Annotated in this window: 9 protein-coding genes; all 9 read left to right on the top strand. The window is 69.5% G+C overall.

Features of this window, described 5'->3' with window-relative positions; all coding sequences use genetic code 11:
- Nucleotides 1–195: 195 nt before the first annotated feature.
- The 9 genes from HMPREF0043_RS06250 (at nt 196) to tyrS (ending at nt 11296) form a co-directional block, all read left to right on the top strand.
- Nucleotides 196–924, top strand: coding sequence for an MBL fold metallo-hydrolase (locus HMPREF0043_RS06250; RefSeq protein ID WP_021602122.1), 729 nt, complete (start codon nt 196–198; stop codon nt 922–924).
- A 101-nt stretch (nt 925–1025) separates the two neighbouring features.
- The gene (gene hisS / locus HMPREF0043_RS06245; RefSeq protein ID WP_040318004.1) at nt 1026–2345 is read left to right on the top strand and encodes a histidine--tRNA ligase; all 1320 of its coding nucleotides are present in this window, start codon (nt 1026–1028) and stop codon (nt 2343–2345) included.
- Complete coding sequence (locus HMPREF0043_RS11485) at nt 2342–4321, top strand: GTPase domain-containing protein (protein WP_021602120.1); 1980 nt, start codon at nt 2342–2344, stop codon at nt 4319–4321. Before hisS ends, HMPREF0043_RS11485 begins: the two co-directional genes overlap by 4 nt.
- On the top strand, nt 4318–5889 hold the full coding sequence (locus HMPREF0043_RS06235; RefSeq protein ID WP_021602119.1) for a GTPase: 1572 nt from the start codon (nt 4318–4320) through the stop codon (nt 5887–5889). Before HMPREF0043_RS11485 ends, HMPREF0043_RS06235 begins: the two co-directional genes overlap by 4 nt.
- A gap of 155 nt (nt 5890–6044) precedes the next feature.
- Nucleotides 6045–6536, top strand: a complete 492-nt coding sequence (gene argR / locus HMPREF0043_RS06230) for an arginine repressor (protein ID WP_021602117.1) — start codon at nt 6045–6047, stop codon at nt 6534–6536.
- A gap of 35 nt (nt 6537–6571) precedes the next feature.
- Entirely contained in the window at nt 6572–7813 is a 1242-nt protein-coding gene (locus HMPREF0043_RS06225) for an argininosuccinate synthase (RefSeq protein WP_021602116.1), read from the top strand.
- A gap of 192 nt (nt 7814–8005) precedes the next feature.
- Nucleotides 8006–9427 (top strand): argininosuccinate lyase, encoded by a 1422-nt coding sequence (gene argH, locus HMPREF0043_RS06220; protein WP_232206062.1) that lies wholly within the window; start codon nt 8006–8008, stop codon nt 9425–9427.
- Entirely contained in the window at nt 9417–9926 is a 510-nt protein-coding gene (locus HMPREF0043_RS06215; RefSeq protein WP_021602114.1) for a hypothetical protein, read from the top strand. The genes argH and HMPREF0043_RS06215 overlap by 11 nt, the downstream gene beginning before the upstream one ends.
- A 101-nt stretch (nt 9927–10027) precedes the next feature.
- On the top strand, nt 10028–11296 hold the full coding sequence (tyrS, locus tag HMPREF0043_RS06210; protein ID WP_040318006.1) for a tyrosine--tRNA ligase: 1269 nt from the start codon (nt 10028–10030) through the stop codon (nt 11294–11296).
- Nucleotides 11297–11803: the final 507 nt, after the last annotated feature.

Raw genomic sequence — 11803 nt, 5'->3', positions numbered from 1 at the left:
CGGGGGACGGGTTTGGGGGTGGGGGGTGTGGTGGACTCAGACATTGAGGCTCCTTGAGAGACAGCGCTGGCGCGCCGCGTGGCAACGTTTACCGACATTGTACGTGGTGAGTGCCGTTCCGGCTGCCACTGGAGGAGGCAGTCCGCTGAAAGGCTCCGGTGTGACAGAACGGGACGTTGTGGCTAGCGTGGCGGTATGATCTTTCTTCGCTACTCTCGAACGCTCATCGAAGCCAACTGCTACATCCTGGCCGATTCCCCCGGTTCGCCCGCACTCGTCGTCGACCCGGGGGCCGGAAGCGCGGCGTGGATCGACCAGACCCTCCAGCGCAAGGGTCTGAGCCTGGGGGCCGTGCTGTGCACACACGGCCACATGGACCACGTCTGGGACTCGGGGCTCGTGGCCGGCGAAGCGCCCGTCTTCATTCCCGGGCCGGACCTGTACCGCATGGACGATCCGGTCGCCTACGCCCGGCCGCTCGGCTCGACTTTCGAGGCCGCGTCGGGGCACGGATGGATCAAGCCCGAGGGGACGAGGGCTCTTCCGGGGGAGTTCTTCGCAGACGGCGGCGCCGAGATCGTCCCGGGAGTGGCCATCCGCGCCCTGCCGGCTCCGGGGCACACCGAGGGGTCGAGCGTCTTCCTCCTGAACGGGGCCGTCGACCCCGATCGCGAGTCCGCGGCCTTCCCCGAGGGAGTGGCCGGCCAGGCCCTCATGCTCAGCGGGGACGTGCTCTTCAGGGACGGCGTCGGCCGGACGGACCTCCACGGAGGCGATCCCGCGGCGGCCGCCGCGTCCCTGCGGACCCTCGTGCGCGTCGTCGACCCCGCGACGGTGTTCTTCCCGGGGCACGGCCCGGCTTCCACCGTCGGGCGCGAACGGGCCCACTCTTACTATCTGCGACAGGCGTTGGCCGTCGGTTAGAGGCCGTTCGTCTTATACACCCGCGTCATGCGGGCAAGGTCACGCGCCGGGTGGATCTCGTCATGGCTGAGGCGCCCGGCTTTCGTGAAATAATACACTTTATGAAGATTGCGCCTTTGTCAGGTTTCCCGGAGTGGCTGCCCGAGGACAGGCTCGTCGAACAGCGGATCCTCGACTCCCTGCGATCGACCTTCGAGCTCCACGGATTCTCCGGGATCGAGACGCGCGCCGTCGAACCGCTCGACCAGCTCCTGCGCAAGGGGGAGACCTCCAAGGAGGTCTACGTCCTGGACCGTCTGCAGGGCGAGGAGGGCGGGGAATCGCGTCTGGGCCTCCACTTCGACCTGACGGTTCCCCTCGCGCGGTACGTCCTGGAGCACGCGGGCAGGATCGACTTCCCGTTCAAGCGGTATCAGATTCAGCGGGTCTGGCGGGGGGAGCGCCCTCAGGACGGTCGCTTCCGCGAATTCACGCAGGCGGACGTGGACATCGTGGGCGCCGATTCCCTGGCCTTCCACCACGAGATCGAGCTGCCGCTCGTCATGGTCGACGCGCTCGGCAGGCTTCCGATACCCCGCGTCCGCGTCAAGGCGTCGAACCGGAAGGTCGCTCAGGGCTTCTACGAGGCCGTCGGCGTCGAGGACGTCGCGCAAACCCTCCGCGTCGTCGACAAATTGGACAAGATCGGCCCCGCGGCCGTCGCCGAGCTGCTCGTCGAGCGCGTCGGGGCCAGCCGCGAGCAGGCGGACAAGGCGCTCGCCCTGGCGGAGATCAGCGGGTCCGACGCGTCCGTGGCCGACCGGGTGCGCGCCCTCGGGGCGCAGTCGCGCCTCCTGGATGAAGGCCTGGAGGAGCTCGTGGGGCTGGTCGAGAGGGCGAACGCGCTGATCCCCGGCTCGGTGGAGGCGGACTTGAAGATAGCCCGCGGCCTGGACTACTACACCGGCTCGGTCTACGAGTCCTTCCTGACCGGCCACGAAGACCTCGGTTCGGTGTGCTCGGGCGGGCGCTACGACTCGCTCGTCGGCGACGGGAGGCGAACCTATCCCGGGGTCGGCCTGTCGATCGGCGTGTCCCGCCTGGTCTCCCGCGTTCTCGGCCGCGGCCTGGCCGCCGCCTCGAGGAAGGTGCCCACGTGCGTGCTCGTGGCCGTCAACAGCGAGGAGCAGAGGCCCGGGGCCGAGGCGACCGCGATGGGGCTGCGCAGGAGGGGGATACCGGCCGACGTCTCTCCCAGCTCGGCGAAGTTCGGCAAGCAGATCAGGTTCGCCGACAGGCGGGGCATTCCGTACGTGTGGTTCTCCACCGAGGACGGCGAGCAGGTCAAGGACATCCGCTCGGGGGAACAGACGGCCGCAGATCCCGAGACGTGGAGCCCTCCTCCCCTCGACCTGCTCCCCCGTGTAAGTGAGGTCCAGTGAGCATTCCCGCCGCTTCGCAGACAGGACTGGTGGGAGCGCTGAGGTCCCTGAGGGGTGTGCTGGCGCGTACGGCCTTCCCGCTGGAGATACCCTCGGCCGCTCGCGCAGGCGACGTCCTGGCAGATTCGCTGCATCAGCTCGACGACTACGTCCTTCCCCGGATCACGAACCTCGACGCACCGCTCGTCGCCGTCGTGGGGGGATCGACGGGGTCGGGGAAGTCCACCCTCGTCAATTCGATGTTGGAGGAGAACGTCGCCAGGGCCTCGGCGATCCGCCCGACCACCAGGCGTCCGCTCCTCATCCACGCCCCCGGAGACGCCCACTGGTTCGACGACGCAAGGATCCTCCCCGGCCTGACGAGGGTGGTCAGAGGACCGGAGGAAGGGGAAGAGGGGACGGAGGAGACGGAGTCCGAGGCGCCGGAGCAGGCGACCGGAGGGCCGTCTGAGGGACCCTCGCCCCAGAGGCCAAGGCCGGAGGAGCCCGCCGCCTCCGCGGACGGCGAAGGCATCCCTGCCTCCGGTGAGGAGCCTCCGGGTCCCGGCAGCGCCGCCGCGCCCGGCGAAGGGGCTCCCGGCGACTCCCCTGCGTCCGGCGAGGGAGATCCCGACGAGGGCGCCCCCGCGGACGGGCAGGACCCCCACGTGGAGATCGAATTGACCGAGAGGTCGTCGCTTCCGGCCGGACTGGCCCTCCTCGACTCCCCCGACGTGGACTCGGTCGTCGAGGGGAACAGGCATCTGGCCGCCCAGCTCATGGCCGCGGCCGACCTCTGGCTTTTCGTCACGAGCGCATCCCGCTACGCCGATGCCATTCCGTGGTCCATGCTCGGCGAGGCGGCCGATCGCGACGTCGTCGTCGCCATCGTGCTCAACCGCGTGCCTCCGGGGGTCGGGGCGCAGGTGCGGCCCGACCTGGCCCGCAGGCTCGACGAGCACGGCCTGGGCTACGCGCCCCTGTTCGTCATATCCGAGCGCCTGGACGACGACGACCGGATCCCCGCCGCCGACGTCGCGCCCATATCGGGATGGCTCGCCGGGCTCGCCCACGACGCCAGCGCACGGGCCTCGGTGGCCAGGCAGACGCTCCTGGGCGCGATGGGAGGGCTGATCGCCAACGGCAGGGAGATCCTGGCCGCGATAGACGACCAACGCGAGACCGTGCGGGCCATGCGCGCCGACGTCGCGCAAGCCGACGGGGTGGCCTGCGGTTCGGTCGTCGCGAGCCTGGCGGACGGGCGCGTGCTCCACAGCGAGGTGCTCGAACGGTGGAGCGAGGCCGCCGGTAGCGGGCGCATGAGAAGCTTGGAAGGGGGAGTCGCCGGGCTGCGGGGCCGCATCTCGGCGTGGTTCCGCAGGGGGCGGGAGTCCGAGTCCGCCGTCGCCGGGGTTGCAGACGGCATCGAGGCCTCGCTCAGGACGATCCTCGTCGCGGAAGCGCAGGGTGCGGTGCGCTCGGTCGACGACGCCTGGAGGTCCCGCGAGGGGGCCGCGGAAGTTCGCGACAGGGCCCTGGCCGCCGTCCGGGATCCCGGCGAGCGCGCCCGGAGCGCCGAGGCTGCGATTCGGCAGTGGCGGCGGTCGCTGGCCGGACTGGTCGGAACGACGGGCAAGGACAAGCGCGCCACGGCCAGGCTGGCCGCCGCCGGGGAGGACGCCGTGGGAGCCGCCCTCATGATCGTGGTCTTCTCCTCGACCGCCGGCCTCTCGGAGGGCAGGCCCGCGGCGGCCGGAAGCGCGGCCGGGGGAGCGGAGCGGCTGTTGGAGGCGATCTTCGGCCGCGACGCCGTCCGGTCGGCGGCGAGGAGGGCCCGCGAGAGCCTCCTCGAGAGCGCCGCGGCGTTCTTCGCCGAGGAGCTCGCGCCGTTCAGGAAGGCCTGCGAGGAGGTCGCCATCGGCACGGAGTTCCGCAATGAGGTCAACAGGGCGTTCAGCCGGATAGAGCGCCTGCACGCGAGGGAGGAGCGTCGATGACACTCACCATTGAAGACGGCATCGTGCATCTGGACCGCGCCATCGGGATCCTCGGCCCGGACTTCCCCGGCGAGGTCGAGGCCGCCGGGCGGACGGCCGAGCGCGTCCGGGGCCGAGTCCAGGTGGGGGGACAGCATACGGTCGTCGTCCTCGCGGGCGCCACCGGAAGCGGCAAATCGTCGCTTCTCAACGCTCTGGCGGGGGAGAGCGTGTCGCGGGTCGCCCCGACGCGTCCGACGACGGACGCGCCCCTGGCCGTCTCGGGTTCGGCCGCCACCGAGGTCCTCGACTGGATGGGGGTGGACTCTCGCCGGGTCCTTCCGGGCGCCCTGGGCGAGGATCGTCTGGTCGTCGTCGACCTGCCCGATCTCGATTCGATCGAGCACCGGCACCGCAGCGTGGCCGACTCGCTCATTGAGCGCGCCGACGCCGTCGTCTTCGTCCTCGACCCGCAGAAGTACGCCGACGCGGTCATACACAAGGAGTACCTCGAGCGCTTCATGGAGCGCGGGGCGGCCTGCATCGTCGTGCTCAACCAGGTCGACCGGCTCGCCGCCGCCGAGCGCGAAGGGGTCCTCGACGACGTGTCCGCCTTGCTCGACCGCGACGGACTGGACGCACAGGTCTTCGTGGCCTCGGCCAGGACGGGGGAGGGCGTGCCGGCCGTGCGCCAGGCGCTCCTCGACTTCGTCGGGCGACGCGACGCCTCCCGCTTGAAACTCGCCAAGGAGCTGCGGGCCGCCGGGCAATGCCTGGATCGCGCCGTGCGCGAGGACGGCGGGCGCGACGTCTCCGGCGGCGCGGCGGACTTCTCCTCCGCGTCGCAGGCGATCGCCGCGGCCGCGGGCGTCCGCGACGTCGCCAAGGCGGCGGCGGACTCCTACGAGGCCAGAGCGAGACGCGAAACGGCGTGGCCGCCGGCCAGACTGGTGCGCCGCGCCTCCGACCCGCTCGTCCGGCTCGGACTCGTGAGCGCTCCGAACCGCAAGAGGCGGCCGAGCGCCGGGAACCTCGCCGCGGGCTCGTCTGCGGCCGCGCGTTCGCGCGTTCGCGAATACGTCGACGAGCGCCTGGACTGCCTGCCCGGGACGTGGCGGGTCGAGGTCGCCGAGAAGAGCGACGAGCGTGCGACCAAGCTGATCGAATCGGCTGACTCCCTCATGTCCGCGGTCGATTTGGAATACCGGCACAAGCCGTCGTGGTGGGCGGCCGTCAACGTCTTCCAGATCCTCTTCTTCCTCGTGTTCCTCGTGGGCGCCCTGTGGCTGGTCCCGCTGGCGGCGATCGGCCTCTTGCGGGACGGGGCCCTCGGCTCTCCGCACGTCGGGCCGCTGCCCCTGCCTCTGTGCCTCGTGGCGGGAGGGCTGGCGGCTGGCTGGCTGCTGAGCTTCGTGTCCGGGTCCTCCCGCGCGCGAGCGGCCGAACAGGTCCGCATCCGCGTGGAGGGGCGCCTGGTCGACGCGGTCGACCGGGGGGCGAGGGAGTCGATCCTCGATCCGGTGGAGACCGAGCGCTCCCGATACGTGAGCGTCATGGACAGCATCGGCAAACTGGCCTCGGTCGGCTGACGCTCGCCGCCGGCCGGTTCGCGGGGCGGCGCCGTGGCCAACCTCATCCTCATTTTTATGCAACTGCGCGTATACTTATGTGCGGACTTTTCCGGATCCGCGTCCGCCCACCGACGGCGGCCAGCGGATGGACGCACGCAGACGAAGGAGGGCCGGTGACGGCACAGGAACGGGTTCAACCGGCCACCAGGGCGGCCAGGCACGTGCTCATAGCGAAGATCTTAGGCGAGCGCGCTGTGCATTCCCAGGGAGAGTTGCGGGCCCACGTCCTGAAGGAGGGCTTCTCCGTCACGCAGGCGACGCTGTCCCGCGACCTCGACGAGCTCAACGCGGTCAAGGTCCGAGACTCCGACGGGAACCAGGTCTATCGGATTCCCGACGAAACCGAGTTGTACAACGCCGCCATGGGGGCGCGAGCCCAACTGGAGCGATGGTGCCCCGAGGTCTTGGTGAGCGCGCAGAGGGCGGAGAACCAGCTCGTCCTGCGCACGCCTCCGGGCGCGGCGCACATCCTGGCGGGGGGGATCGACAAGGCCATGCTCGGGGGCGTCTTGGGCTGCGTCGCGGGCGACGACACGGTTCTCGTAGTCGCCGAAAGCGCCGAGCGCGCCGAGACGCTTCGCGAAGAGCTGCTGCGACTGGCGTGACGCACCGGAAACTGTCAACCACGAAGGAGGAAGCAATGTCGAAGAGCAGGGGCCGGGTCGTGCTGGCCTACTCGGGAGGCCTCGACACGTCGGTGGCCATCGGCTGGATCGGCGAGCAGACCGGCGCCGAGGTGGTTACCGTGTCGGTGGACGTCGGGCAGGGGGGAGAGGATCTCGAGACCATCCGTCAGCGCGCTCTGGATTGCGGGGCGGTCGAAGCGTATGTGGCCGACGCCCGCGATGAGTTCGCCGACGAGTACTGCATGCTCGACCTTCAGGCCAACGGCCTGTACATGGGCGCCTATCCGCTCATATCGGCCCTCTCCCGCCCGGTGATCGTCAAGCACCTGGTCACCGCCGCCCGGCGGTTCGGCGCAACCGTCGTCGCCCACGGATGCACGGGCAAGGGCAACGACCAGGTGCGGTTCGAGAATGGAATCACATCGCTGGCCCCCGACCTGACCTGCATCTCCCCGGTCCGCGATCTGGCGATGACCCGCGAGTTCTCGATCGACTACGCGAACAGGCACGACCTGCCCATCGAGACGACGCACCACAACCCCTTCTCCATCGACCAGAACGTCTGGGGCCGGGCCATCGAAACCGGCTTCCTCGAGGACATCTGGAACGGCCCGACGAAGGACGTCTACACCTACACGGACGATCCGACCTATCCTCCGCTCCCCGACGAGGTCGTCGTCGCCTTCGAGTCCGGCGTCCCGGTCGCCGTGGACGGGCAGAGCGTCACGCCGCTTCAGGCGATCCAGGAGTTGAACCGCCGGGCGGGCGCCCAGGGGATCGGCCGCATCGACATCGTCGAGGACCGCCTGGTGGGCATCAAGTCGCGCGAAATCTACGAAGCCCCCGGGGCGATGACGCTCATAGCCGCCCATCAGGAACTCGAGCGCGTGACGATGGACCGCGATCAGATCCGCTTCAAGCAGACCGTGTCCGACCGGTGGAGCACGCTCGTGTACGAGGGGCAGTGGTTCTCCCCGCTCAAGCACTCCCTGGACGCCTTCATCCGCGACACCCAGGAGTACGTCTCCGGAGACATCAGGATGGTTCTGCACGGGGGGCGGGCGACCGTGACAGGGCGGCGGTCGCGCAGCTCGCTTTACGACTTCAATCTGGCCACGTACGACGCCGGAGACACGTACGACCAGTCCAAGGCGCGCGGATTCATCGAGATCTTCGGCATGACATCCAAGCTGGCGGCGGCCCGCGACGTCGCATTCGGCCGTGGCGAGGCCATGGGCAAGACCGATCTCTACTGACGGCGGGCCGGCCTCCGCCGCGCACCGCCGTCAGCCGCGCTCTGCGCGCTCAGCCCTTCGAGGCTCCGGCATGCACGCGGAGCGTCTGTTCCGTCCGCGTCAGACGACGGTGCGCTTTCCGGGGCTTCGGCACGCGGAGCGCTTGGCCCGCTCCGACGATCGGATGGCGGGCGAGCCGTTAGGATGGGGACCATGGAACACGTGGCACTGTGGGGTGGGAGGTTCTCGGGCGACCCGGCCGATGCGCTCACCGAGCTGTCCCGGTCCACCCAGTTCGATTGGCGTCTGGCCACCTACGATCTGGCCGGCTCGCGCGCCCACGCGAGGGCCCTCCATGCGGCGGGGCTGCTGACCGACGCCGAACTGTCCGGCATGATCGCCGCCTTGCATGAGCTGGAGGCCGACGTCCGCGAAGGGTCCTTCCGTCCGCTTCCCGGCGACGAAGACGTCCACACCGCGCTCGAGCGCGGCCTGCTCGAGCGCGCAGGGGCGGACCTCGGCGGCAAACTGCGGGCGGGGCGTTCCCGCAACGACCAGATCGCCACTCTCATCCGCATGTACCTGCGCGACAGCGCCCGCGGCCTGGCCGGAAAGCTCCTCGACGCGGTCCGGGCGCTCATCGTCCAGGCCCGGCGGGCGGGGGACGCCGTCATGCCCGGGCGGACCCACATGCAGCACGCCCAGCCTGTGCTCGTCGCCCATCAGCTCCTCGCCCACGCGTGGCCGCTGCTGCGCGACGTCGAGCGTTTCGTCGACTGGGACCGGCGCGCGTCCCGCAGCCCCTACGGCTCGGGAGCCTTGGCGGGCAACACGCTCGGACTGGACCCCGAGGCCGTCGCGGCCGACCTGGGCTTCGCGGGGATCGTGGAGAATTCGATCGACGGCACCGCCGCCCGGGACGTCGTCGCGGAGTTCTCCTTCGTCTGCGCGCAGACGGGCGTCGACCTCTCCCGCATAGGCGAGGAGATCATCGTGTGGAACACGCAGGAGTTCGGCTTCGTCACGCTCGACGACTCCTTCTCCACCGGTTCGTCGATCATGCCGCAGAAGAAGAACCCCGACGTGGCCGAACTGGCCCGTGGCAAGGCGGGCCGGCTCATCGGGGACCTCGCGGGTCTGCTCGCCGCGCTCAAGGGACTCCCTCTGGCCTACAACCGCGACCTGCAGGAGGATAAGGAGCCTGTCTTCGACCAGATCGACACGCTCGACGTCCTCCTCCCCGCGATGTCCGGGATGCTCGCGACGATGAGTCTCCACCTCGATCGGATGTCCGAGCTCGCCCCGCGCGGCTTCTCCCTGGCGACCGACGTGGCCGAATGGCTCGTGCGCAGAGGGGTTCCCTTCCGCGAGGCCCACGAGATATCGGGGGCGTGCGTGCGCGAGTGCGAGAGGAGGGGAGTCGAACTGTGGGAGCTTCCGGCGGCCGGATATCGGGCGATCGACCCGCGTCTGACCCCCGACGTCCTGGGCGCTCTCAGCCTGGAGGCCTCGGTGGGCTCGCGCGCCGCGCGAGCGGGCACGGCTCCTGGGCGGGTGGCCGAGCAGCTCGGCGAGGCCGAGGCCCGCGTCGATCAGCTCGCGGTGTTCGTCGGAAGCGAGATCCTTGCACGATAGGCAGCGGGATTCGCGGGACGGCGCCGCGGGAGAGGGGGAACGCCGGCGGCGCGCCTTCCTCTTCCTTGTGAATCCCCGTCTCCACTACGATCCGTATCCGGACTGGCAGGTGTGGCTTCCCATGTCGGATCGCGGCGAGTCCATCCCGATCGAATGGAATACGGGAGGCCGGCGTTCGGGCATGGAGCCGGGGGACGCTGCGCTTCTCGTCAAAGTCGGCCTGGATCCGAGGGGCCTCGTGGCCGTGGGGGAGGTCGTCACTCGGATCTACGTCGGACCGCAGTGGAATCCGGACGCCTCGCGGCCGGAGGCGGGATGGGTCGGCCTGCGTCTGACGCGCCTGCTGGACTTGGACGACCCGGTCCCTCTGGACGTCCTGCGCGGGATCGGCCCGCGGGTGAGATGGACTCCGAGGATGTCGGGAACCGAAGTGCCGCTCGACGTCGCGCTGTCCGTCGAAGGCCTCGTCGGCCTAGGCGCGGAGGAGACGGGCCGATGAACGGCGGCCGGAGCGGTCGCGACGGGCGGAATCGGACCGGAGATGGCACACTTGAGTCGGGGCGTCGGCCCCGCACGCCGATGGAAGGAGAGGAAGAGAACGTGAGCGAGATCCTCGACGAGCTGATGTGGCGGGGCCTCATCGCCCAGCACACGGATATCGACGCTCTGCGCGCGGCGCTGGACGAGGGACCCGTCACCTTCTACTGCGGCTTCGACCCCACCGCGTCCTCGTTGCACCACGGGCATCTCGTCGCGGTCAAAGTCATGAGGCACTTGCAGCTGGCGGGACACCGCCCGCTCGCCCTCGTGGGGGGCGCCACCGGCTTGATCGGGGATCCCCGCGCGAAAGGCGAACGGACGCTCAACTCCGCTGACGTCGTCCGGGAATGGGCCGACGCCCTGAGAGGGCAGTTGGAAGGGCTCCTGGACTTCGAGGGCGACAACCCGGCGCGCATCGTCGACAACCTGGACTGGACGGCAGACATGACCGCCATCGACTTCCTGCGCGACATCGGCAAGCATTTCCGGATGGGCACGATGCTGGCGAAGGACGTCGTCGCGCGTCGACTCGAATCCGAGGAGGGGATCTCGTTCACGGAGTTCAGCTATCAGATCCTGCAGGCCAACGACTACCTGGAGCTCTACCGCCGCCATAACTGCACGCTCGAAGTCGGCGGCAACGACCAATGGGGCAACCTCGTCGGCGGCATGGACCTCATACGCAAGGTCGAAGGCGCGGCGGTCCACGTCATGACCAATCCGCTCATCACCAAGTCCGACGGAACGAAGTTCGGGAAGACGGAGGGCGGGGCCATCTGGCTGAATCCGGAGATGTTCAGCCCCTACAGGTTCTACCAGTTCTGGCTCAACACGGCCGACGCCGACGTGGTCCGCATGCTCAAGGTCTTCACCTTCCGGACCCGCGAGGAGATCTTGGAGCTGGAGGCGGCTCTGGTCGAGCGCCCTCACGCCCGTGAGGCGCAGAGGACTCTCGCCGAGGACGTGACCACGTGGGTGCACGGCGCCGACGCGACCGAGCGCGTCACAACCGCCTCCCGGGCTCTGTTCGGCGGGGGCGGCCTCGAATCGGTCGACGCCGGCACCCTCGCCGACGCAGTCGCGGAGGTTCCCCGGGCGCAAGGGGCTGTGGGCGCTCGACTCGTGGAGCTCTTCGTGGCGGCCGGGCTCGAGAAGGGTCTCGGCGCCGCCAGGCGGACTATCGCGTCGGGAGGCCTGTACGTCAACAACGTCAAGATCGCCGATTCCGAGCGCACGCTCGCCGCGGAGGACCTCCTTCCGGGAGGGTTCGCGCTGCTTCGCAAGGGCAAGAGGAACCTCGCCGTCATCGAGACGGCGGGAACGCGATGAGGACCCGCGGCCCCGTCTCCGCTGCGATTGCGGGGCGGAATGGAGCTTCGGCCAGGCATATACGAACGCGGCCCGTCTCCGTGCGGTAGCGGGGGCGGGCCTCGGCGGTCCGGATCGTCGATGGGCCGTTCGGAGCTGTGTCCCCCTTCACCCGGGGACGATTTGACGGGGCGGGGCCGTCTCGGTAGTCTACTTATCTGTCGCCGGGACGCGGCGAAATCCAGGGAATTCTTCCGGGGAGGGCCGCGTTCTCAGTGCGGCCGGCTGGTTGCTCGGCTGGCTCTCGTTTTGACAGGGCGCCAAACGAATAGTAAACTAGCTTTCTGCCTCTTTTCTGTGATGACTGCTGTGTGTGGTTGTTGTGGGGTGTGGGTGTGGTGGTTGGGTGCTTGATAGTGTGTTGGTTGATGTGTTTGTGACTGGCTCGTGTGGGGTTGGTTGTGGCTGGCTCGTGTGGGTTGTGTGCCTGTGTGGGTTGGTTGTGGCTGGTTCTGTGGGGTTGGTTGT

The sequence above is a fragment of the Actinobaculum sp. oral taxon 183 str. F0552 genome (assembly GCF_000466165.1).
Classification (GTDB): domain Bacteria; phylum Actinomycetota; class Actinomycetes; order Actinomycetales; family Actinomycetaceae; genus Peptidiphaga.
This window is presented reverse-complemented; position numbering and strand designations above follow the sequence as displayed.

What these genes read in the sequence shown, in the direction of transcription:
- HMPREF0043_RS06250 (WP_021602122.1), top strand. Translation starts at nt 196, where the DNA reads ATGATCTTTCTTCGCTACTCTCGAACGCTCATCGAAGCCAACTGCTAC.
- hisS (WP_040318004.1), top strand. Translation starts at nt 1,026, where the DNA reads ATGAAGATTGCGCCTTTGTCAGGTTTCCCGGAGTGGCTGCCCGAGGAC.
- HMPREF0043_RS06235 (WP_021602119.1), top strand. Translation starts at nt 4,318, where the DNA reads ATGACACTCACCATTGAAGACGGCATCGTGCATCTGGACCGCGCCATC.
- HMPREF0043_RS06225 (WP_021602116.1), top strand. Translation starts at nt 6,572, where the DNA reads ATGTCGAAGAGCAGGGGCCGGGTCGTGCTGGCCTACTCGGGAGGCCTC.
- argH (WP_232206062.1), top strand. Translation starts at nt 8,006, where the DNA reads ATGGAACACGTGGCACTGTGGGGTGGGAGGTTCTCGGGCGACCCGGCC.